This window comes from Mycobacterium paraterrae (assembly GCF_022430545.2).
Classification (GTDB): Bacteria; Actinomycetota; Actinomycetes; order Mycobacteriales; family Mycobacteriaceae; genus Mycobacterium; species Mycobacterium paraterrae.
In genome coordinates this window covers 670169-693151 of sequence record NZ_CP092488.2, presented here as the reverse complement: position 1 = coordinate 693151, position 22983 = coordinate 670169, and the positions used below count along the sequence as shown (strand labels likewise).

General features: G+C 65.4%; 20 protein-coding genes and 1 pseudogene. 16 read left to right on the top strand and 5 right to left on the bottom strand.

What is annotated here, in order from left to right:
• The first annotated feature begins 6 nt into the window (after positions 1-6).
• From MKK62_RS03115 to MKK62_RS03075, 9 genes and pseudogenes are all read left to right on the top strand, one after another.
• The gene (locus tag MKK62_RS03115; RefSeq protein WP_240263849.1) at positions 7-1263 is read left to right on the top strand and encodes a class I SAM-dependent methyltransferase; all 1257 of its coding nucleotides are present in this window, start codon (positions 7-9) and stop codon (positions 1261-1263) included.
• On the top strand, positions 1260-2228 hold the full coding sequence (locus tag MKK62_RS03110; RefSeq protein ID WP_240262459.1) for a hypothetical protein: 969 nt from the start codon (positions 1260-1262) through the stop codon (positions 2226-2228). Before MKK62_RS03115 ends, MKK62_RS03110 begins: the two co-directional genes overlap by 4 nt.
• Positions 2229-2382: 154 nt before the next feature.
• On the top strand, positions 2383-2682 hold the full coding sequence (locus tag MKK62_RS03105; RefSeq protein WP_240262460.1) for a PE family protein: 300 nt from the start codon (positions 2383-2385) through the stop codon (positions 2680-2682).
• Between the two features lie 19 nt (positions 2683-2701).
• Positions 2702-3970: pseudogene (locus MKK62_RS03100) on the top strand (PPE family protein); the annotation flags it as partial.
• Positions 3971-4234: 264 nt separating this feature from the next.
• Positions 4235-4531 carry a WXG100 family type VII secretion target gene (locus MKK62_RS03095; RefSeq protein ID WP_240262461.1) on the top strand — a complete coding sequence of 99 codons (297 nt, stop codon included), beginning with the start codon at positions 4235-4237 and terminating at the stop codon, positions 4529-4531.
• 34 nt (positions 4532-4565) lie between these two features.
• A complete protein-coding gene (locus tag MKK62_RS03090) occupies positions 4566-4850 on the top strand; it encodes a WXG100 family type VII secretion target (protein ID WP_067336045.1) in 285 nt (94 codons plus the stop codon).
• A gap of 82 nt (positions 4851-4932) precedes the next feature.
• Positions 4933-6759, top strand: coding sequence for a non-ribosomal peptide synthetase (locus MKK62_RS03085; protein WP_240262462.1), 1827 nt, complete (start codon positions 4933-4935; stop codon positions 6757-6759).
• Complete coding sequence (locus MKK62_RS03080) at positions 6756-7976, top strand: cytochrome P450 (RefSeq protein ID WP_240262463.1); 1221 nt, start codon at positions 6756-6758, stop codon at positions 7974-7976. Before MKK62_RS03085 ends, MKK62_RS03080 begins: the two co-directional genes overlap by 4 nt.
• The gene (locus MKK62_RS03075; protein WP_240262464.1) at positions 7973-11953 is read left to right on the top strand and encodes a non-ribosomal peptide synthetase; all 3981 of its coding nucleotides are present in this window, start codon (positions 7973-7975) and stop codon (positions 11951-11953) included. The genes MKK62_RS03080 and MKK62_RS03075 overlap by 4 nt, the downstream gene beginning before the upstream one ends.
• A gap of 115 nt (positions 11954-12068) precedes the next feature.
• Here the strand turns inward: MKK62_RS03075 and MKK62_RS03070 are convergent, their stop codons facing one another.
• Positions 12069-12236, bottom strand: a complete 168-nt coding sequence (locus MKK62_RS03070) for a hypothetical protein (RefSeq protein WP_240262465.1) — start codon at positions 12234-12236, stop codon at positions 12069-12071.
• Positions 12237-12369: 133 nt separating this feature from the next.
• Here MKK62_RS03070 and MKK62_RS03065 point away from each other — a divergent pair, with 133 nt between their 5' ends.
• Genes MKK62_RS03065 through MKK62_RS03055 form a run of 3 tightly spaced genes read left to right on the top strand, consistent with a single transcriptional unit; the run spans position 12370 to position 14832 of the window.
• Positions 12370-12771 carry a hypothetical protein gene (locus MKK62_RS03065; protein ID WP_240262466.1) on the top strand — a complete coding sequence of 134 codons (402 nt, stop codon included), beginning with the start codon at positions 12370-12372 and terminating at the stop codon, positions 12769-12771.
• Entirely contained in the window at positions 12768-14249 is a 1482-nt protein-coding gene (locus MKK62_RS03060) for a glycoside hydrolase family 71 protein (protein WP_240262467.1), read from the top strand. Before MKK62_RS03065 ends, MKK62_RS03060 begins: the two co-directional genes overlap by 4 nt.
• A gap of 55 nt (positions 14250-14304) precedes the next feature.
• Positions 14305-14832 (top strand): YdcF family protein, encoded by a 528-nt coding sequence (locus MKK62_RS03055; protein WP_240262468.1) that lies wholly within the window; start codon positions 14305-14307, stop codon positions 14830-14832.
• Positions 14833-14856: 24 nt separating this feature from the next.
• On the opposite strand, the gene MKK62_RS03050 is transcribed toward MKK62_RS03055, so the two are convergent.
• Genes MKK62_RS03050 through MKK62_RS03035 form a run of 4 tightly spaced genes read right to left on the bottom strand, consistent with a single transcriptional unit; the run spans position 14857 to position 18924 of the window.
• Positions 14857-15621, bottom strand: a complete 765-nt coding sequence (locus MKK62_RS03050) for an LbetaH domain-containing protein (RefSeq protein ID WP_240262469.1) — start codon at positions 15619-15621, stop codon at positions 14857-14859.
• Positions 15618-16607, bottom strand: coding sequence for a GDP-L-fucose synthase family protein (locus tag MKK62_RS03045; RefSeq protein WP_286670886.1), 990 nt, complete (start codon positions 16605-16607; stop codon positions 15618-15620). The genes MKK62_RS03050 and MKK62_RS03045 overlap by 4 nt, the downstream gene beginning before the upstream one ends.
• Entirely contained in the window at positions 16604-17590 is a 987-nt protein-coding gene (locus tag MKK62_RS03040; RefSeq protein ID WP_240262470.1) for an NAD-dependent epimerase/dehydratase family protein, read from the bottom strand. Before MKK62_RS03040 ends, MKK62_RS03045 begins: the two co-directional genes overlap by 4 nt.
• Positions 17590-18924, bottom strand: coding sequence for a nucleotide sugar dehydrogenase (locus MKK62_RS03035; RefSeq protein ID WP_240262471.1), 1335 nt, complete (start codon positions 18922-18924; stop codon positions 17590-17592). The genes MKK62_RS03040 and MKK62_RS03035 overlap by 1 nt, the downstream gene beginning before the upstream one ends.
• Before the next feature lie 324 nt (positions 18925-19248).
• Here MKK62_RS03035 and MKK62_RS03030 point away from each other — a divergent pair, with 324 nt between their 5' ends.
• From MKK62_RS03030 to MKK62_RS03015, 4 genes are read left to right on the top strand one after another with little or no spacing between them, the layout of a single operon-like run.
• A complete protein-coding gene (locus tag MKK62_RS03030) occupies positions 19249-19821 on the top strand; it encodes an LbetaH domain-containing protein (RefSeq protein WP_240262472.1) in 573 nt (190 codons plus the stop codon).
• A complete protein-coding gene (locus MKK62_RS03025) occupies positions 19818-21071 on the top strand; it encodes a WcaI family glycosyltransferase (RefSeq protein WP_240262473.1) in 1254 nt (417 codons plus the stop codon). The genes MKK62_RS03030 and MKK62_RS03025 overlap by 4 nt, the downstream gene beginning before the upstream one ends.
• Positions 21068-22213, top strand: coding sequence for a glycosyltransferase (locus MKK62_RS03020; protein WP_240262474.1), 1146 nt, complete (start codon positions 21068-21070; stop codon positions 22211-22213). The genes MKK62_RS03025 and MKK62_RS03020 overlap by 4 nt, the downstream gene beginning before the upstream one ends.
• Positions 22210-22980 carry a hypothetical protein gene (locus tag MKK62_RS03015; RefSeq protein ID WP_240262475.1) on the top strand — a complete coding sequence of 257 codons (771 nt, stop codon included), beginning with the start codon at positions 22210-22212 and terminating at the stop codon, positions 22978-22980. Before MKK62_RS03020 ends, MKK62_RS03015 begins: the two co-directional genes overlap by 4 nt.
• Positions 22981-22983: the final 3 nt, after the last annotated feature.

Below are 22983 nucleotides of genomic sequence, written 5' to 3'. Positions count from 1 at the left end.
ACGCAGTTGCGTTGTCGGCTCTGCGATTCAGAGCGTCTGCGAAGTGTGCTCGACCTCGGTGCGACGCCACCGTGCAATAGCTTCCTCACGCCGGGTGAACTCGATTTCGCCGAGCCGACTTTCCCGCTGAATCTGCGGTTGTGTGAGAACTGCCTGCTGCTACAAATTCCCGCGCTGACCTGGCCGGGCGTCGTGGACGACGATCGCCCATACTTCTCGTCGTTCTCGGAGTCCTGGGCAGAGCACGCAAAAAGGTACGTCGTCGACACCATCAAGCGCTTGCGACTTTCATCCGACTCGTTCGTTGTCGAAGTCGCCAGCAACGATGGTTATCTCCTTCGCCATGTCGCCGCAGCGGGAATTCCTTGTCTGGGCATCGAGCCGTCCGTCAACGTCGGGGTGATCGCTCGCGATCGCGGAGTGCAAACGGTCGCAGCGTTTTTGAGCGAGTCGCTGGCGCGAGAGATACGGGGTGAGCACGGGCCGGCCGATCTGCTGGTGGCGAACAACGTCTACTCGCGCATTTCGGATCTGCGCAGCTTCACCCGGGCGCTGCGCGCACTATTGGCCGACGATGGCTGGCTGAGCATCGAGGTACGGCACGCGCTGAAGCTGGTGCAGGAGAGCCAGTTCGATGCCATCGATCATGACAACGTGCATTACTACACCCTGCTTTCGGCGACCCGCGCGCTGGCGACCGCGGGACTCAATGTCGTCGACGCGGAGCTGCTGCCGACTTGCGGCGGCTCACTGCGCATCTGGGCCCGGCCGGCACGCGCCGCGGCGCCGCCCAGTGATCGGGTCGTCGACGTTCTGCGCGTGGAGAAGGCGGCGGGACTGCACCGCGTGGAGGGTTACCTCCAACTACGGTCGCGCACCGCAACGCTCCGGCAGAATCTGCTTCGATTTCTGCTCGACTGCCGCGCAGCCGGCGAGCGCGTGGTCGGTTACGGAAGTCATTGTTCTGGAGGCACGTTACTCAATTACTGCGGCATACGAAGCGACCTAGTGGAGTACATCGTCGATCGCGACCCCTACCGCCACGGCTGCTTCACGCCGGGTACCCGGATCCCGATTCACGACCCGAGGCGGATCGAAGCCGACCAGCCAGACGTGGTGCTGGCTCTGTCGGGCGACCTCGAACCCGAGTTGGCGGACCAACTCGGCAACATCGGCGAATGGGGCGGCCGCCTGGTGTCGCCGCGAACCCTTCAACGGCCGGTCGCGTCGCTGTGCAACGGCAGCGGGGTGAAGCACCCGTGACGACTCGCGCGGCCACCTCTGAGCACCTCCTCGGACTGCTGTCGCGGTCTCGCCCGAATGCCGGTACCGGAATGGAGAGCCGGGTGATCCGGCTCAGCCAGTTGCGTGCCGAGGGCGGACCGGCGGTCGCGATCATGAAGGTCGCCCGCGATCTTCGCGGCGCCTCTGAATTACGCACGCAGCGCCGGTTGGTTGCCGAAGTCGTCAGTCAACCGGGACTCGACAAGGCGTGGCGCGAACTGGTTCCGCGGGTCTTGGCTTTCGACGAGCGCAACGAAGCGACCGTCTGCGTCGAGTCCTACCGGCCCGGAATTCGCATGGCGGATGTGCTTGCCGACCACCCGCACCGGTTCGAGGAACTGACCGCGATGGCGCTTCATGCGATCGTTCCGTTGCACCGAGCGACGGCCAGATCGATTGTGGTGGACAACCTCTCAGCGGTACGGCAGTGGGTTGTCGGCCCGGTCGCGACCCTCGTCGCCGCGTGCCGCCGGCGCGATCCCGGATTGGTGCCCGAGTTGCAACGGCTCGAAACAATGCTGACTCGTGCCGTCGTCGGCCGGCGCACGACGGTGTGCTGGACGCACGGCGGGTATAGCCCAAGGTCGGTGCGGATGGCGGGACCGCAGGGTCCGGTCAACCGCATCGTGGCCTGGGATAAGGCCCGTGGCGATCGCCCGGCGCTTGTCGACGTGTATTTGATGGTGCTGGCCGCCAGCGCTCAAGTCGAGGGAGCAGATCTCGGCGAGATAGTCGGACGGCGCGTCGAGAGCGGCCTGTCCGACTCGGAACGACGCGTGCTGACTGCGCTGAGCGCCTGTGCGGACCCGTTCGACGAGCGGGTTGCGATCGCGCTGGCCTGGCTTCAGTACATCGCAACGACGGCGGGTGATCGATCGGAGAACGAGGATTGGCTCACCGCCGACGTCGTCCCGGTCCTCCACGCCTTCGCAGACAGCGGTTGACAGACCTGCATGCGGTATCAGCTATTCATAAACTATGTATACAGATATCAGCTTGTAACCAGTCAAATAGTATGTAATACTACGGATGACAAGGTGGACGGTATCTAACAAGCTCGGGCTTGCAGGCCGCGGGTCCTACCGCAAGGAGGAGCACATGTCGTTCGTGACTACTCAGCCGGAGGCGCTGGGGGAAGCGGCCGGTTCCCTGCAGGGCGTCGGCTCCGCCATGGCTGCGGGAAATGCCGCCGCGGCGGCTCCCACCACCGGCGTGGTTCCGGCCGCAGCCGACGAGGTATCCGCCCTGACCGCCGCGCAGTTCGCCGCGCACGCGCAGCTCTACCAGGCGGTGAGCGCCCAGGCGGCGGCTATCCATGACATGTTCGTGCAAACGCTCGGGGCCAGCGCCGAATCGTATGCCTCAACCGAGGCCGCCAACGCGGCTGCGGCACTGTAGAGCCGACGAGGACTCGGTCATGGATTTCGGGGGCCTACCGCCAGAAGTCAACTCAGGGCGAATGTATGCCGGTCCCGGGTCGAGTTCGATGCTGGCTGCTGCGTCGGCATGGGATGGCTTGGCGGCCGAATTGCGTTCCACGGCATTGTCATACGCGGCGGTGACGTCCGAGCTGACCGACGACAGCTGGCGAGGTCCGTCATCGGCGGCGATGGAGGATGCGGTGACGCCGTATGTGGCGTGGCTGAACTCCGCAGCCGAGCAGGCCGAACAGACGGCCGGCCAGGCCCGCTCGGCGGCGAGCGCATATCAGGCGGCGTTCTCCGCGATGGTGCCGCCGGAAATGATCGCGGCCAATCGTGAACAATTGGCGATGCTGAACGTTACCAACGTTTTCGGTCAGAACACCCCGGCCATCGCGATGACCGAGGCGCAGTACGGCGAAATGTGGGCACAGGACGCCGCCGCGATGTACGGGTACGCCGGAAACTCGGCAGCCGCCACCCAGCTGACGCCGATCACGGCGCCGCCGGCGACCACGAATCCGGCGGGATCGGCGAACCAGGCGTCCGCCGTCGCCCAATCCGCCGCGGCATCGTCGGGCGCGGGCGTGCAATCGGCGCTGTCTCAGTTGGTCGCGAACGTCCCGGGCGGCCTGCAGAACCTCTCGACGCCCGCCGCGTCATCGACCTCGCTGTCGACGTTGTTCACCGACGTTCTCAACAGCCTGACGTCGGCGGGCACCTCGGCGACGACTTCGTCGACCGGCTTACCCGGACTGGATTCGTCGACCCTGCTCGGAGACGTCTACAACTACATCGGGCTCTTCGGACTGTTCATGGGTCTCGATGCGATGGGACCTCTCATGGGTACGCCGATCAGCACCGCCATCAACCAGGCCATGATGCCGGTTGCAGCCGCCGCAGCTCCCGCCGCTGCAGCCGCGGCGGGTGGCGCCGCGGCGTCGATGGGCGGAGCCGTCGGCGGATTCGCCAGTGGCGCGAGCGGTTTGGCCGGCATGGGAGCCGCCGCATCGGTCGGCGCACTATCGGTGCCACCGAGCTGGGGCATGGCCGCGACGCCGACCTGGCTGGCCGGGATGCCGCTGGCTACCCCGCTACCCGGCCTCTCCGCCGAGGTGGGGGAGGGATTCCCGTTCGGCCTTCCGGTGCTGCCCGGCGGGCTGGGTCGGGCGGCCGGAGTCGCAGCCGCGGCCGGCGTGGGCGGCGCGGTCGCCTCCAAGTACGGCCCACGACTCAAGGTGCTGACGCGTTCGCCGGGCGCCGGCTACCCATCCGCCCCGATGGCCCCGGCCGGCGGATACGGAATGCCAGCAGGACTTCCGCCAGCTCCGGGCTACACGCCGCACATCGTCTATCTGCCCAACAACGAACCAAACGGCAATGGCTATAACGGCCACAACGGATACGGCGGGCACAACGGATACAACGGCCATAACGGGTACGGCCAAAACGGCAACGGACACGGTCCGCGCTGACCATCTTTGGCATCAACCACTTTCGCCGACTACCTCAACCAAGGAGAAGAAGTTATGCCTACTCGTTTTATGACTGACCCGCACGAAATGCGGGCGATGGCGGGACGTTTCGACGTCCACGCGCAGACCGTAGAGGACGAGGCCCGCAAGATGTGGGCGTCGAGCCAGAACATCGCCGGCGCCGGCTGGAGCGGTACCGCTCAGGCCACCTCCTACGACACGATGGGTCAGATGAACACCGCGTTCCGCAACATCGTGAACATGCTGCACGGTGTCCGGGACGGGTTGATTCGCGACGCGAACAACTACGAAGCCCAAGAGCAGGCCTCGCAGCAGATCCTGTCCAGCTAATCCACCGACACCGAAACTACTTAGGAGAACACTCATGTCGATCAGCTACCAGTTCGGTGACGTGGATGCCCACGGCGCCCTGATCCGCGCCCAGGCCGCCTCCCTGGAGGCCGAGCACCAAAGCATCGTTCGCGATGTGCTGGCCGCCGGTGACTTCTGGGGTGGCTCGGGTTCGGTGGCCTGCCAGGAGTTCATCACCCAGTTGGGCCGCAACTTCCAGGTCATCTACGAACAAGCCAACTCCCACGGCCAAAAGGTCCAGACGGCAGGCAACAACATGTCGTCCACCGACTCCGCCGTCGGATCCAGCTGGGCCTGACAGCACTTTCATCACACCGCCGGCCCCGGGGCAATCCGAGCGTGGGGCAGCCCTTTGGGCGCTCGGGAAGGGTAAGAGAAACATGAGTGACCATCCACTCGACGTCGTGTCGCGACTCGAACGCTTCGCACACGAACGCTCGGGGGCACCAGCTTTGACGGCATTGGACGGCGACCTGTCCTACGGCGAATTGTGGTCACGCGCCCTGGCGCTGGCCGGGCGGTTGCACGAGATCGGCGTGCTGCCAGGCGATCCGGTTGCACTGTGCGTGCCCCGCTCTCGTGACCTCGTGGTCGCTGCACTGGGCATCCTTGCTGCGGGTGGTTGCTACGTGGCGCTCGACCCGGCGTATCCCAATGACCGACTCAGCTACATGATCGGCGAATCGGGTGCGCAAGTTCTCGTTGCACAGGCGGATACCGCGACGCGCCTCGATGCCGTACGCACGGTGGATCCGGCGCAACCCGTCGGAGCAGCCCCAGCCGCGTGCGGCACGCTCGCGACCGGCGACCCCGCCTACATCGTCTTCACGTCAGGATCGACCGGACGCCCCAAGGGTGTGCTCATCGAGCACGGCAGCCTCGGCAATCTCGTCGACTGGCACGAAAAGGCCTTCGAGACAACCCATTCCGATCGATGCGCACTGATATCAAGCCCGGGTTTCGACGCCGCGGTGTGGGAGATCTGGTCTTGCCTGGCGCTTGGTGCCTGCCTGGTCATCCCTCCCGAGAGCGTCAAGACCGATCCGGTCGCGCTACGCGATTGGCTGGTCGAGCAACGCATTACGACAACTTTTGTCCCGACCTCGCTCTGCGAGGAACTTCTCAGCCTCGACTGGCCTGCTACCGCAGCTTTGCGAGTGATGCTCACCGGCGGCGACGTGCTGCACCGACGCCCGCGCGCGGACCTGCCGTTTCGTCTTGTCAACAATTACGGTGTCTCGGAGGCCGGCGTGGTGTCGACGTCCGGAACGGTCGTGCCGTCCGGTGTCGCCGGAGAATCGGCTGAGCTTCCGACACTGGGCACTGCCATCACCGGCGTCACGTTGAGCGTGGTGGATCGCAATGGTCAGCCCGTGCCGGCCGGTGGTGAGGGTGAGCTCATCATCGGTGGAGTATCGGTTGGTCGTGGCTACGTCGGCCATCCGGTGCACAACCAGGGCCGGTTCTTCCTCGACGCTGCAGGGTGCCGCCGTTACCGGACCGGCGATTTGGTGCGTATCGGTCCCGGCGGCGAACTCATTCACCTGGGGCGGCTCGACGAGCAGGTCAACATTCGCGGTCTACGGATCGAGCTCGGCGAGATCGCCGCGGTGCTCGACCAGCACCCGAAAGTGCGCACGAGCGCGGTCGTCGCGGTCGGTCACAACGGATCGCAACGGCTCCGCGCCTTCATCGTCGGGGCTGCGGGGCGTGCACCCGCCACCGCGGAGCTCCGTGAATTTCTCTCGAAGCGGTTGCCTGAGCACATGATTCCGTCCGATTGCACGATGCTGGACGAGCTGCCGGTCAACACGAACGGCAAGATCGATCGGAAGGCGTTGCGCGAGCGCGGTTCGCAAATCGCCGGCCGCGATCAGTTGACACCTCCGCGAAACGACCTTGAGGAAATCCTGGCCGGTATCGTTGCCGAGCGGCTCTGGTTGCCCGCAATCGGGATCGACGAGGACTTCTTTGCCCTCGGTGGGCACTCGATGTTGGGTGCGCAGTTGTCGGTCCGGATCGGGGAGCGGTTCGGCATCGAGGTTCCGCTGCGTTCGGTCTTCGACAACCCCACGGTGGCTGAGATGGCAGTAGAGGTCGAGCGTCTGCTGATGGCCGACATCGAAGCCATGAGCGACGACGAGCTGCTCGAAGCGAGCGCGGTGATGGGCTTCGACGGAACCCTTGACGAAGAGCTCGCGGGATGACCACGCGCACCGGATCACTGAGCCTGTACCACCTGCTCGACCCCGATGTTCTGGCCAACCCCTACCCGCTCTACGCCCAATTGCGGCAGGAGTCCCCGGTGCTGTGGGATCGGTTCCTGCACGCCTGGGTGCTCACCCGCTACGACGACGTCGTCGAGGTATTGGGGCGCTTCGGGGCCGAGTGCACACCCAGCCCCGACCGGCTGGCCGAACTCGGTATGCAGCGCCTCGCGCCGGTGGCCGAGATCATGGTCAAGCAAATGCTTTTCATGGACTCACATCAACACCGCAGAGTCCGCGCCCTGGCATCGCACGCGTTCACCGCTCGCCGCGTCGAGGCACTGCGCGAGCAGATCCGCAGCATTGCAGACGGTCTGATCGACCGGGTCATCGCATACGGCGAGATGGACTTGATGAGCGATTTCGCTGGCCCGCTGCCCGCGATCGTCAGCGCAAAAATGCTGGGGCTGCCCACCCACGATCACGAGCAGCTCAAAGAGTGGTCGCAGACGTTCGCTCAGATCCTGGGTAACTTCCAGAACAATCCGGACGGCATCGACGAGGTGCTGACGGCAACCTCGGACATGACCGAGTACTTGCAGCGGGCGCTGACAGAGAACGCCGACGCACCCAGCACGGGACTCATCGGATTGCTGAGTCAGGCCCGCGTGCAAGGAGATCGGCTCACCCGGGAAGAGGTGATCGCCAATACGATCATCACGATGGTGGGCGCCATGGAGACGACCACCAACCTGATCGGCAACGGCCTGGTGACTTTGCTACGCAACCCCTCCGCGCTCGAGCAGCTGCGCGGCGACCCGAGCATGCTGCCTGCCGCGATCGAGGAATTGCTGCGCTTCGAGAGCCCGAGTCAACAGACCACCCGGATCGCGCCCGAAGACCTGGTGCTCGGCGGTCAACCGATCGAGCAGGGTCAGTCGGTGATCGCAGTGATGGGTGCCGCCAACCGCGACCCGGCCCGCTTCACCGACCCGAATCGGCTCGACCTGACCCGACACGACAACCGGCACTTGGCATTCGGGTGGGGTCCGCACTTCTGCTTCGGTGCCCCGCTGGGCCGGATCGAGGCCCAAATCGCCTTCGATGCCTTGCTCAGTCGCCTGCCCGGCCTCGAACTGTGCGGCGGTCCCCTACAGTGGCGCGCCAATCTTAAGCTCCGTGGGCTCGAGAAACTCCCGATTAGGTGGCAGCTATGACAAGCATCGGCACCGACGAAGCTGCGCGGCTCAGCGAAATCCGCCGTGCTCTCCTTGAACGACGCATCCTGGCCGCCGGCTCGAACCGTGCCGTCACCGAGCCGGCCACACTCAACCCGGTCACAGTGTCTGGTCCAATGCCGCTCTCGGCATCCCAGTCGCAAATGTGGTATCAAAGCCAACTCGCGCCGGATTCGCTGATGCTGAGCGAAGTGGTCGAGATCCGCAAAGCCGGCGCGCTGGACATCGACGCGTTGCGCCGGGCATTCAGTGAGGTGGTAGCGCGACACGAGGCGTTGCGAACCACGTTCGATCTGATCGACGGCGTGCCGCATCAAATCGTCTGCGAACCAGTGCAAGTCGACCTGCCCGTGTCGGACTTTGCGAGCCTCGATGCCGCGGATGCGGCCGCACGAGCCGTCGAAATCGTCACCGCCGACTCGATGCGGCCCTACGACCTCACCGACGGACCGCTGATCCGTCCGCGGCTGGTTCGCCTCGCCGACAACGACTATCGGCTCTATATCGGCCTGCACCACATGATTTGGGACGGATTGACGCTGAACCGGGTGGTGTTCTCGGAACTCGTTGCGTTGTACCGCAGTCACGTCACCGGCGTGCCGTCGGCGCTGCGACACCCGGAGGCGCAGTACGCCGACTACACCCAATGGGAGCTGGACTGGATTCGCGGGCCGGAGATGGCCAAACGCATCGAACGGTGGCGCGATCGGTTGGCGGACATCGCATCCACGCAGCTGCCGCTCGACCATCCGCGGCCATCGCGGCAGACGTTCAACGGCGGGACGATTCCGCTGACTGTGGACCACGACACCGTCGAACGGTTGCGCACCGCCGCCCGCGCAGCGGGCGGCACGCTGTTCCACGCGCTGTCGGCCGCCTACGCGTGGTGGTTGCACCTGTACAGCGAGTCCGACGAAGTCGTCTTCGGCACCCCGCACGACCTGCGTCAGCGCAGCGACCTGTTCTCGGTCGCAGGCTACGCGGTCACGCCGGTCGTCGTGCGCTGTGCCGTGTCGGCCGACGAATCGTTTACCTCGCTGGTCAGCCGGACCGGTCGCGTGATCACCGAGGCGGTCAGCGACGCGGTGCCGTTCGAGACATTGGTGAGCGGGCTCGGTGTCGCGCGCGATGCCCGCAGCAACCCGCTGTTCCAAACGTCGCTGGCGCTCGAACCGCAGTTGGCATCACCAGCCGACGACTGGTCACTGCACCTGATGGAGACCACCGTTCGCGACGCGCTCGGGTCGTCGAAGTTCGACCTCAGCATCGAACTGGACGAGCGGCCCGAGGGCGGCATCGAGGGGCGATTCTTCTTCAGCACGGAGCTGTTCGAACGGGAGACGGCGCACGCGATGCTGGGGCATTTCTGCCGCGTACTCGAGCAGGTTGGCCTCGCTCCGGAAGTGCCGATGGGAGAACATGATTCGCTGACCGCCGAACAGCGCGAGCGTCAGCTCGGCTGGAACCCGACCAGCAGCGCGTCGTCCGGCGCGCCCACCGTGCACGACATCGTCAGCGCACAAGTCGAACGAACGCCCGATTCGGTTGCGGTCGAGGTCGGCGACGCCACGGTGACGTATCGACAGTTGGACGACCGGGCAAACGCCATCGCCGCGCGGCTGGCCGCCGCCGGCGCCCAGCCGGGCTCGGTTGTCGCGGTGCTGCTGGATCGGAGTCCCGATTTGATCGCGACTCTGCTCGGGATCCTGAAGTCGGGTGCGGCCTTCCTACCGCTGGACCCGCGCCAGCCGGCCGCTCGAAACAGCTTCAGCGTCAACGATGCCGGCGCTGACATGATCGTGACCGACCACCCATTGCCGGTCGATTGGGAAGCCAACGACGCCGTCGTGATCGACCTTCGCGCATCCATACCCGCGCAGACCCTTCAGGTGGCCGTCGCGCCCGACGACCTCGCGTACGTGATCTACACCTCGGGCTCGACCGGCCGTCCCAAGGGAGTGCTCGTCGAGCACCGCAGCGTTGCGAACCTGATGGACACCATGTTCGGCGAAATGGGTGTCACGGCCAACGACACCGTGTTGTCGGTGGCGTCGATATCCTTCGACGTCGCGCTCGGCGATATCTTCTGCGCACTGGCGTGCGGTGCCAAGCTGGTCCTGGCCAGCTCGGCGCAAGCGACGGAACCGGTTGCCCTGGGCCAACTCATCGTCGACAGCGGCGCCACCTACATGATGGCGACGCCCACGACGTGGGCAGCGCTGGTTGCTTCGGGCTGGAGCGGCAACCGCCGACTCGCGGCCGCGTCGATCGGCGAAACGTTGCCAGACGGTCTGGCTAAAGCGCTGTTGCAACGATGTGGCCAGGTGTGGAACACCTACGGCCCGACCGAGGCGACGATCATCGACACCGTGGTCAAGCTGGCCGACGGCGATACCGTCACGGTCGGCACGCCGTTCTCGAACGTGCGGATGTACGTCGTCGACTCTGAAGGCCGATTGCTACCGGTCGGGGTGCCCGGCGAGATCGCCATCGGCGGGGTCGCGGTGGCTCGTGGCTACCACAACCGTCCCGACGAGCAGGCGCGCCGCTTCGGGGAGGATCCCTTCCACCCCGGCGGCCGGATGTACCGGACCGGCGACCGGGGCAGGTTCCTGCCCGACGGCCGACTCCAACACCTGGGCCGCTACGACGACCAGCTCAAGATTCGCGGATTCCGCATCGAGCCAGGCGAGATCGAGTCCACCCTGTGTGAGCACCCGGGCGTCACCTCGTGTGCCGTCGTCGTCAACGAGGGGCCCAACGGCGAAAAGCAACTGGCGGCGTACCTCGTCGACGGGCCCGGCTGCCCGCGCGAGGGCGATGTGCGTGACTGGCTGCGCCGTCGACTACCGGAACACATGATCCCGAGCTCGTTCACCTACATCGCCGAGCTACCGACGACCGCGAGCGGCAAGCTCGATAAGGCTGCATTGCCGACGCCGGCATCACCCGCGGCGGGTCGCGGTGCCGTCCAGCCGCCGCGGGACGAGACGGAAGTGCGGGTCGCAGCGCTCTGGGAAGAGCTCCTGGCCGCGCCGGTGACCGACGTCAACGCCGACTTCTTCGACATTGGTGGCCATTCGCTGCTCGCCGCGCGACTGATCTTCAAGGTCCAGCGGGAGTTCGGTGACGCCCCGGCGCTGGCGGCCTTCCTGGACAGTGGCAGGACCGTGGCAGGACTGGCTGCGTTGATCAATGGCGAGAGTGTCTCTGGCACAGCCGAAACCACTTCGGATCGGCCGGTGCACTTCGTGTTCGCCGATCTTGCGTCGGCAGTCAGCGTGCGGCATTTCAAGGACCAGTGGGCCGACGACCAAACGGTACACGTGCTGATCCCCGAACAGCCGGGGGGGCTGTTCGACCCGTCGGTGACCGTCGAACAGCATGCTAATCAGGCGCTTTCGTTGATCAGCGAGCGTCAACCTGAGGGTCCCCTCGCGCTCGCCGGCTATTCCATCGGCGGGGCAGTGGCGTACGAGATCGCCCGCCAGGCGATGGAAGCGGGACGCGACGTCGAGTGGCTGGGCATCGTCGACTGCCTGGCGCCATCGATGGCAGAGATGGAGCGGCAGCACCAGAGCCTGCGGTGGCGCCTCCGGCGGATCAGTCGCCGGCCCGCCCGCGAACAGTTGGCTAAATATGTGGAAGTCGGTCTTCGGCTGGTTCGAAGTGGTGCGCTGTGGCCGCACCGCGACTTCGACTACCAGGGCGCCACCGAAATCGCCTGCCGTTATCAGCTCCCGGGACACGACGCATTGATGCATGTCTTCGTCAGCGATGGCACCGCGTTCGACGCAGAGTCGGATGTGCTGGGCTGGGCAGAGTTTCACAAGGGTACGGTCACCGCGCATCGACTTGGCGGTGATCACGTCACCATCCTGGAGGAGCCGCTGGTAGGTCACCTCGCGAGCGTGATGATCGAGTCGTTGCGGGACGCAAGGACGTCGGCGAGCTGATATTGCGCGGCGCGATGGGGTGGGGCATGGTGAAAATACACGGGAATGATGTGCGGGAGCTCGCATGGACGGTCGCCGGTGCCTCGTCCGGTAGCCTCGCGCGCCACTGGTTCGATCAGACCTGGAACCGCTCGACGGTGAGCACCCTGGCCTTGGTCTCGATATCTGCGACGGCGATCGGTTGCACGCTCGTCGCGTCGAGGCGCACAGCGGCCGCGACGGCTTTGACCAGCGCCGCGGGAGCTGCCGCGAGTCTGAGTGCTGCAGCGGCGGGCGCGGCCACGGCGACTCCGTCGCCATCGATCCTCGGTGTCGCAGCTTTCCTCTTCGCCGCCGTAACGGGCCTGGCACTCGGCTTGTGTACGGCCTCCGCCGCGGTCAAATACCAGCGCCGAGAACGGTGTTGAGGTCTGACCGTGGGGGCGTCCTTGTTCGTGTGGGGGTCGGCGGCCGGGGCCGGGTGCGCCTGGCTCGCCGGCCGCCGTGACATGAGCCCGTCACTGGCGGCCGCGTACACCGGCGTAGTTTGTGGCCTGCTCGGTGTGTTGTTGGCCGCGAGCCGCGGTGCAACGGCGCCGATGGCCGAAGCCGCTTTCGGCTTCCTCGGCGCCGCGGCACCGCTGACGTTGTGCACGACCCTGGGTCCAGTCGTGAAAACTTCCGCCGCCGTCCGGCGTATGTCACTCACGCTCGCGCTGGCGGTAGCCTATGGAATCAGCTGCACCGCCCTAGGATTCGCGGTCGTCTACGGCATCCGCCATCCCCCGCATACGGCCTACGTGGGTGAGACCGCGAACCGCCGGCCAGTGCCATCGTGAGGCGACAATTCCCACGGCGCGCGTCCGAGTGGGTGGGTATTCCGGTGCTGGTGCTGATCCTGGTGACCGCCTACGCATCGCACCACTACCGGCAAGCCCCCGCGTTGCCGACCGTGTTCACCCCCTACCTGCCGATCAACCTGCTCGAGAAACCTTGTCCGCGCAAGGTTTTCGCCCATTACATGCCCAGCCTGCCGATATCCATCGACAACAAGGACGGGGCCGAGGACTACTACGCCACGGAGTATCTCAAGGTCGACGGCGAAGACGGCAAACACGCCGCCTACGGCGGATTCTTGCGGGACAGGCCGTTACCTCGCGCCCACAGCGATCGCGCCGACTGGAAGCTGGCGGACCTGCTCACCGAGATCAGCCAGGCGAAAAGCGTTGGCATCGACGGGTTTGCCGTCGACGTGTACAGTCCGCGCGCTGACTCCGACGTGACCGACCTCATCCTGCGGGCCGCCGCCGCGGTGACGGATTTCACCATTGTGATCACCGCCGACGTTACGGGTCCCTTCCGCGCGATGAGCCCCGCGGACTTCGCGGCCAACATCGCGCCCTATCTGAGCGCACCGGCCGCGTTCCGCCTGCCAGATGGCCGTCCTGTGCTCGGCGCCTTCGCCGCCGACGCGCAGACACCGGACTGGTGGCGCAGCGTCCTGGCCCTACTGCGGGAGAAGCTCAGGCGCGACGTCGCGTTCGTTCCGACGTTTCTGGCCGTCAACGACAATCCAGAGAAATTCGCCGACGTCAGCTACGGCTTCAGTATTTGGGGTGGACGCAGCCCGAGCGCGATGGCGACGGCCGATGTCGGCCGCGGCTCGGCTGTGGACGTCATCCGCCGGACACATCGGCTCGGCAAAGTGTGGATGCAGCCGGTCGCCTTTCAGGACAGCCGACCACGTGACGGGATTTTCCAGGAATCTGACAACGGCGTGACCGACCGGCTGGCCTGGCAACTCGCCGAACAGCAACAGGCGCAGTGGGTGCAATTGGTCACGTGGAACGATTATGCAGAATCCACCGCGATGGCACCATCCGTGATGCACGGCTGGTCGATTCTGGACATGAACGCCTACGACATCGTCCGGTTCAAATCCGGCACCCGGCCCCGCGTTCTACGCGACGCCATCTTCCTGTCCTACCGCGACCAGTTCGTCAGTGCCCGAACGATCTTCCACGAAATCGCGCCGATGCACGTGCTGCCCGGCAGCGGCCAACCCCGCGACACGATCGAGGCGGTGACGTTCGCGACCGCCCCCTCCGATGTCGTGATCACCGCCGGGACCCAGCACTATGCGTGCCACGTTCCGGCGGGACGGGGCATCTGCACCTTCCCGCTAGCGCTCGGATCGGTCTCGGCCCAGATGCAGCGCGACGGTGAAACGGTCGCGGTGGCACGGCCAGGTGCCTCCGTCACCGACAGCCCTTACGTGCAAGACCTGCAGTACCGGGTCGTCGGAGGTCTTCGCTAGCGTGTCGAAAAACGCTGCAACAGGCGCGTTCTGGCGTGTGCGTCGAGCAGGGATCGTGATCACCACTTCGGTCACCGCGACCGCGGCCCTGAACGGTGTAGCGGGCTACGCGATCTTCAGCAACGCCGTCGACAGCCCGCCGTCCCATGCCGACGCCGTCGTGGTGCTCGGCGGAGAGCATGACGGACGGGAGGATTACGGCCTCGCTCTGGCCCGCAGCGGGCTCGCATCCACCGTGGTGCTGTCGAATCCGTACTCGTCGTCGGACCAGGTGATGAACCGCGTGTGCCACGACGCATCGGTGGAGGTGCTCTGCGTGCGGCCCGAGCCGTCGACCACCCACGGCGAAGCGCTGCTGACGCGGCAGTTGGTCAGAGAGCGACATTGGACGAAGATCGTGCTGGTCACCTGGCGCTACCACTTGCCGCGGGCCCGGTTGATATTCCGCCGGTGTTTATCGGGGGTATCGATTGCTGCCAAAGCTGTTCCGCGACAGTATGTCCTGCCGGTGTGGTACTGGCAGTACCTCTACCTGTATCAGTTCGGCGGGATCGTGAAGGCGATGACCGTCGACCGGTGCTGACGGTGGTAGCGACCGGGTTCCCTGCTACTCGCCTGACGCTCGTTGTCCGCCGGACAACTCGATGACGACAGTGCGATCGGCGACCACCGGCGAACCGTCATGGTCGAGGTCTTCGGGTAGTACGCCCATCGGTTCTTCAATCAGGTGTCCGCCCATGGTGTAGGTGTTGCGAGTGAACCATTCGCCGTCGACGGGCCTCCGCCAGACTGCCGGTGCGCCGGCGTACAGGCCTTGATGGCCATCGCTTTTCCCGCTCACCAGAGTCGAATTCGCGGCGAGCAACGACTGGTCCGGCAGGGCCGCGCCTTTGAGTAGGACCGCTCGCGTGCCGACCATCGAGTGGTGGCCGACGGTGATACGTCCCACCGACTGCTCGTCGGTCGCGAAATGTGGTTCGTGCGTCTGCAGTACGCATTTGTTGCCGCCGACGTAGGCGAAGGCCTTGACCACGATCGTGCCGGAGCTGTCCAGGTAGTTGCGGCTACCGATCCTCGCGCAGGTGCCAAGGAACAAAGTGCCGGCTTCGGGGTCGATCGTCTGGTAGATCGGGTGCGCGGAGATCCAATTCCACGAGTTGATGATCGCGTACTCGCTCATCCGGACCAGGCCCATCCCGCGGATGACGTTGAAGGGTCCGATCGCCGCGTTGGCGCCGATCTGAAACTTCCGCACGCCGACAACGAGATTGGGGCCCAGATGAGCGGAGGGATGGATGTCGTGGCCGTAGCGACCCAGTAGCCGGTTCTTCAGGCGGAAGGCGGGCAACAACCACAACAGGGTCTGAATCACGGTCGCCGGCCTCCCCGCGCGCCAACCAGCTCAGACCGTTCCAGCTCGGCGGCCGTTCCCGACTCGACGAACCACCGGTACATCTTGGCGATACCGGCCTCGACGGTCAGCGACGGTCGCCAGCCCAGTGCCGACAACTTGCTGTTGTCCATGAGCTTGCGGGGCGTCCCGTCCGGTTTGCCCGCATCGAAATGCACGTCGCCGTCGAACTCAACGACCGACTTCATCAACAGCGCGAGGTCGCGGATCGAAATCTCCTGCCCGGAGCCGGCATTGACCATGTCTGCGCCGTCGTAGTGGCGCAGCAGGAAGACGCACGCATCCGCAAGGTCGTCGGCGTCGATCAGCTCGCGCAGTGGCGAGCCGGTGCCCCACACCGTCACGCGGTCCGAGCCTGACACCTTGGCCTCATGAAAACGGCGCATCATGCCGGCGATCACGTGTGAATGCTCGGGGTGGAAATTGTCGCCGACCCCGTAGACGTTGCAGGGCATTACGGTGAAGGCGCCGAAGCCGTACTGTTTGGCGTAGGCGTCGCACATCGTCTTCCCGGCGATCTTTGCGACCGCATACGGCAGGTTGGTCTCCTCGAGCGGCCCGGTGAGCAACGCCTCCTCGACGATGGGCTGCTCGGCGTGCTTGGGATAAATGCAGCTCGAACCCAGAAACAGCAACTTGCGGGCGCCATGGCGATAGGCCGCGTCGATCACATTGGTCTGGATCGCCAGGTTGTCGCGAATGAATTCCGCGCCTCGTGTCGCATTTGCCTGTATTCCACCAACTTTCGCGGCAGCCAGCACGACATACTGCGGCCGCTGCGCAGCGAAGAACTCTTCGACCGCCACCGCGTCGTCGAGTGGCAGCTCAGCGTGGGTGCGGGTCAGCACGTCGCGGTAGCCCTGGTCGATCAATTTTCTGGTGATCGCGGAGCCGACCATGCCCCGGTGGCCCGCAACGTAGATCCGCGCTTCCCTGTCCATGGTCATATCAGCGCGTTCGCGACGTCGTTGCGGTTGTCGAGGTACCAGGCGACGGTGCGTTCGAGGCCTTCGTCGAGGCTGACCGCCGGTTGGTAACCGAGCGCGCGCATCTTCGAGATGTCCGGGCACCGCCGGGGAGTACCGCCTTCCGGTGCGGCGCCGGGCAGGATGTCCAACTCGACACCGACCTGCTTGCCCACTCGCCGGGCGAGGTCGCCGATCGTCACCTCTTCGTCGTTGCCGATGTGGAACACCTCCCGGTGCCCACCGCGGGCGTACATGGCCAAGATGCCATCGACGATGTCCTCGACGAAGCAGAAGGCCCGGGTCTCGCTGCCGTCGCCTTGAATCGGGAACGGTACGGGCAGGCCGTGTTCCGAGTCGTATTCGGCTGCGGCCCGCAGGATGAACTGCGGGATGACGTGCTTTCGGCCCATGTCAGGCCCGTACACGTTGTGCGGGCGGAACACCTGCACACTGCGATAGTGTTCCTGCGCGTAGTTGAAACAGATCAGCTCGGTCGCGATTTTTGACCCGCCGTAGGAGTAGCGCGGGTTCAGACTATCCGGCAGCGTCAGCGAAATGTCCTCGGATGTCGGCACAACAGCCGGGGTCTGATATACCTCGGCGCTCGACGCGGCGACCAAGTTGGGAACACCGGCGCTCCGGCCGGCATTGACCACTGCGATGGCACCGCGGATGCCGACGTCGAGCACCAGCTCCGGATGCTTGTAGAAGTTTTCGGTCCCGTTGATCGCCGCGAGGTGCATGACGACCTCGGCACCGGTGAAGGCGTGCACGAGGCTGTCCTCGTCACGCACGTCGCATGAGAAGAGTTCGATGTCGTCGGCGACCGGGGCCAGCCGACCGAGGTCACCCCGGACCGAGGTGTCAACGACCCCGACATTCCAGCCGTCCCGTACCAGCCGCCGCACCAGGTATGACCCGATGAAGCCGGTGCCTCCGGTGACCACCACACGTTGCGACATCAGATCACCTGTCCGCTGTTGCCGACTGCGAAATAGGAGTCGCCCAGCTCCGAGTCGGGCAGATGTCCGAAGTGGTTCCAGTAGTCGAAGACAAAACCTTGGGGCTCAATGAATTCGCTCATGGTGCGCGGCGAGATACGTCCCAGTGCCGGGTGGTTGTTGGCGATGACGACGACGTCGGCGCCGCCGCTGATCGCGTCGCCGACACGGGCGAACACCTGCTCGTCGGGGAAGGTGGCGGCGAGCTCGTCGGGCTCGATGACCGGGTCGTAGAGCCCGATCTTGCAGTCCGGGAAGGCCTTTTTGAGCTCGTCGAGAACCTTCACCGACATCGAACCGCGTAGGTCGTCGGTCGCGGGAACGCCCTTGAATGCCATGCCCAGAATATTGATCTTCAACGGTACCGCCAGGTTTCGCTTGTTGACCTGATCGACGATGAACCGCACCGTCTCGGCGGGCTGGCGCTCGTTGACGTGCCTGCTGGCACTTGTGATTTCGAGTTCGATGCCGCGCTCGCGCGCGCTCTGCGCCAAGATGTGCGGGTCCTTTTCCAGGCATGGGCCCCCGACCAGTCCCGGCAGCGCGACGTTTGTGCGCCGGTAGCCGAGCTTGCCGGCCGAGATCACTTCGTGAGCCTTGACGGCGTATGCGTCGCAGACCCGGGCGACCTCGTTGGCGAAGCCGAATTGCACGTCACGATAGGTGTTGTCGACCAGCTTGATGATCTCGGCCGTCTCCGGGCTGGATACCTGCACGACCGAGTTGGTCAGCGACCGGAACAGCGCCGAAGCCCGGTCGGCTGACGTCGGCTCGTCCGCGCCGACGATCTGCGGAAGTTCTCGCAACTCGAGCAGGGCATTGCCCTCCAGCGTGCGTTCGGGGCACATCGCGATGTCGAACCGCTTGCCCGACGCAGCGAGAATCGGTGACACCACGTCACGGGTGGTCCCGATTTTCACCGTGGATCGCAGCACGACGAGCGCGCCGTCGGTCATGTTCGCGGCGACCTGGCCGGCCGCGGCTTCAATCATGTCCAGCCGTGCCACGCCCGTACCCGACAGGGGTGTCCCGACGGTGATGATGTAGGTGTCGCATACCGCGTCTTCGGGGAATTGCTCACTGGCGGCCAGCTTTCCGGACTCGACAACCCGGCTCAGCGCGTCTTCCAGGCCGGTTTCAGAAAAATGTGGGATGCCACGGTTGGTCTTGGCGACCACCTCAGGTCGTTTCTCGATCCCGATGACCGTCTTGCCGGTCTCAGCCAGCACCGTCGCCAGCGTCAGCCCGACATATCCCAGCCCGACGATCCCGACGTCGTATCTAGTAGCACTCACTTTTCCCCGCCTTGTCGCTGGTCTAGCGCCTATTTTTAAAAGTCCGCCCGGTCGGCCGAGACACCCGGCTGCCCATCGGTTTGTTCTGACTAGAAGTTACCGAACATACGAACGCTTTGCACGGAATGAAGATACTTCTAGTTAGTTGAGGAATGTACATGCTGCCAAGAAGTATGTATAGTGGCGGCCAAGTGCATCATCGGTATATCCACGGTCGGGGGCTTCCGGGCGGCGCTGCATACGCGGCGGATCGCTGGTCGGCCTCCGTTTCTTCAGGAGGGGCGACATGGTGTCGGCGCCGGCTCGAGCGTTGCGGGTGTCCTTGTGACGCAACGCATTGACGTGGTCCGACCGGTTTCTCCCAGCGGCCGATTCGCACTGGCCGAGTTCACCGGTGAGAACTACAGCAAGGGTAGGCCCTGGCCGCTGCAGTTGCTGTGGATGCTGATCTCGCGGTCCGTCGTCATGCAGTGGTGGTGCCCGAATCGCCTGCGATTAGCCATCCTTCGCGCCTTCGGCGCGCGGATCGGGGCGGGCACCCTGATCCGGCACGACGTCAAGATCCACTGGCCGTGGAAGTTGGACATCGGGCGCGACACGTGGATCGGCGAGTCGGCCTGGATCCTCAACCTCGAGCCGGTGACGATCGGCTCGAATACCTGTATTTCGCAAGGTGTCCTATTGTGCGCGGGCAGCCACGACCGGTTCAGCCCGAGCTTCGAGTTCGACAACGGCCCGATTGTGATCGGCGACTCGGTGTGGATCGCGACGCGCGCGACAATCCTGCGCGGCGTTCGGGTGGCCGACGGGGCGACTGTGGGTGCTACCGCCCTGGTCGCCCGCGACGTCGTCGAGGGCGCGACGGTTCTGGCGCCACGCGCGGCGGTCGCGTCATGAAGATCACGATCGTCGGGATCAACTACTTCCCGGAGGTGACGGGCATCGCGCCCTACACCACCGGAATGGCCGAAGGCCTTGCGGCGCAAGGCCATGATGTCGAGGTCGTGACGGGGCTGCCGCACTACCCGGAATGGCGGATCTACGACGGTTACCGTTCGCAGCGGTCGTACCGCGAAACCGCCAACGGCGTCACGATTCACCGGCTCAAGCATTACGTGCCCGAGAAGCCCACGCCCGGCGGACGGATCAGGATGGAAGCCAGCTTCGCCAGGGCGGTGCTGACCACCGGGTTCGGTCGACCGTCGGTGGTCATCGCGGTCAGTCCGGCGCTGCTGTCCACCGCCGGTGTTGTTGCCGCGGCCCGGTTACGCGGCGTGCCCGTCGGCATCGTCGTGCAAGACCTCTACGGCAAGGGAGTCGTCGAGACGGGCGCGATGCACGGTCGGTCAGCCAAGCTGGCGGCGCAATTCGAGGGGCGTGTGTTGCGCGCCGCATCGGGAGTGTCTGTCATCCACGATCGCTTCGTACCGGTGCTCAACGAGGCCGGTGTCGACAGTGGTGCGCTGACCGTGATCAGGAACTGGACGCACATCGCCGCTTCAGGCAGCCCGACTCCGGCCGACTCGATGGAAGTCCGTCGACAATACGGCTGGCGTCCCGACGAAGTGGTCGTCGTACACGCGGGGAACATGGGCGCGAAACAGGGCCTCGAGAACGTCATCGCCGCCGCCCGCCTGGCGACGTCAGAGCTCTCGCCGGGGACTATCCGGTTCGTGTTGCTCGGTGACGGCAACCAGCGGCGTGTGCTGCAACAACAGGGCAGCGGTGTCGGCGCGCTCGAGTTCATCAAGCCGCTGCCGGACACAGAGTTTCGCGAATTGCTCCACGCAGCGGATGTCCTGCTGCTCAACGAGAAGCCTGGCGTCGGGGACATGGCGGTGCCAAGCAAACTCACCACCTACTTCACCACCGGAAAGCCAATAGTCGCTGCGACCGATCAATCGAGCGGTGCGGCAACCGAAGTCAGAGCTGCGGGGGCGGGCGTGATCGTGGCACCCGCGGATCCTCGAGCCTTGATCGACGCTGCGCTGACGGTCGCGCGGGACAAGGCCAACGCGGTGCGGTTCGGTGAGGCCGGCAAACGGTACGCACAGAGCACGCTCGATCGCGGCGCGGCAATCGGTCGATTCGACGCCTGGTGCCATCACCTGGCCGACTCGCCTTCCAGACTGGTGCCGGACCGATGAAAGTGCTGCACGTGGTGACGTTGGTGACTCCGGACGGCGCGTTCGGCGGACCGACCCGGGTCGCGGTCAACTTGTGTTCGACACTGCGCGATCAGGGCCACGATGCGACGATCGCCGCTGGCTTCAAGGGATTCGACGAACCGCCAACCGCACTCGGCGGCGTGCCCGCGCGGCTGTTTCCGGCCCGACGGGTGCTGCCGGGGTTCGGGCACGCGCCAACGTATGCACCGGCACTCGGTCGCTGGATCGATGAGCACGCAGCCAAGTTCGACATCGTGCACATCCACCTCGCGCGCGACCTGGTCACGCTGCCGGTGGCGGCGCGACTGCACCGGATGGGCATCCCGTACGTCGTGCAGACGCACGGCATGATCGCACCGCGCAACCATCCACTCGCGCGGTTGATCGACAGGTGGTGGACGGTCAAGCTGCTTCGCTCCGCCGCGACGCATTTTCACCTGAACTCGACCGAACGCAAACAGCTGCTCGAGGTAGCCGGGACCGAACTTCGGCTCCGCGAACTGCGGAACGGGGTCCCGACGCCGACGGCGCCGACGGTGCGGACCTTGGACACGCTTCCGGAGGTGCTTTTCCTGGCCAGGCTGCACGAGCGCAAGCGACCCGAGGTGTTCGCGCAGGCTGCGCTGTCGCTGCTGCGATCGGGGGCGGATGCCCGCTTCGTCGTGGTGGGGCCGCCAGCCGGAGCCGAAGCCGGTGTCGACGCGATCATCGCGCAGGCGCGCTCGGAAGGCTTCGGCGAGAATCGCATTCGACGAGAGCCCGCGGTGGAACCGGACCGAACCGGTGACCGGATGTCGTGCGCAGCTGTCTACGTGCTGCCGTCCGTGCGGGAACCGTTTCCGATGACGGTTCTCGAGGCGATGATGCTCGGTATCCCCGTCGTCATCCGGCAGGACAACGGGCTGGCGGACTTCGTGGAGACTCACCGCTGCGGTGTGGTGGTCGACGACGGTCCGGAAGGCTTCGCGCAAGCCATTTCCGATGTGCTCGCCGATCGATCCGGTGCGCGGGCAATGGGCCGACGTGCTCGGTCAGCGGCCCAGTCCGCGTTCGGTATCGCCGCTGTCGGAGCGGAATTGGAACAGGCTTATCGCGACGTCGTATATGGCAGCAGCGAATGATCACGCTCAAGGCCAACCGTTCCTCCGGCTCTGCCGTCCAGGTCGTACTGGCCGCGGTGCTGGCGGTCGTGGTTGCCGCGACTCTGTGGTGGGGCTTCGTCCGGGAGAACGCACCGCTGGGCCCACCGGGCATTCGCGTCGAGGCGGATTTCACCGGCCAGCCTGAGGGGCCGGCGCCACGGCGGTTCGACGGCGGCCAGCCGGCCAGCGTCATCGCAAGCCCCGACGACGAAGGCGATCGCCTGCGAATCGAGCACGGCCGGTTGACCTATCGGCCGACGACCGATGGCAGTGCCGCGGCATTCTACAGTTCCCCCGACCTCGGCTCGTCGGTGAAAGGCATCGGTGCACGGTTCGTGTTCCGGCCCGGCGCGGGCACCCCCGGTGCCATCACCCTCGTGGTGTCCAGGGGCATCGAACACCGCGTTCCACCGATGACCAGGCCGCTGGCAATCAACTTCGTTGTGACGCCGATCAACTGGAACATCGCCGTCTCGCGTACCGACACCTCGCCGTTGGAGGTAGTAGGTGCAAACAGCTTCAAGCACCCGTTGACCGTCGACGGCAAAACCGCGTACGACGCGCGCCTGACCATCAACGGCGATCAGGTCACGGTGGACCTACCCGGCACACACCAGGTCGTGACCGATCCGCGGATTTCCGAATGGCAAGGCAGCTACGCAACTTTCGAGCTCTTCTCGAACCACGGCACCACCGACTCGATCGGTGCCTTCGAGAAGATCTGGGCGACAGGCAGCAGAGGTTAAGCC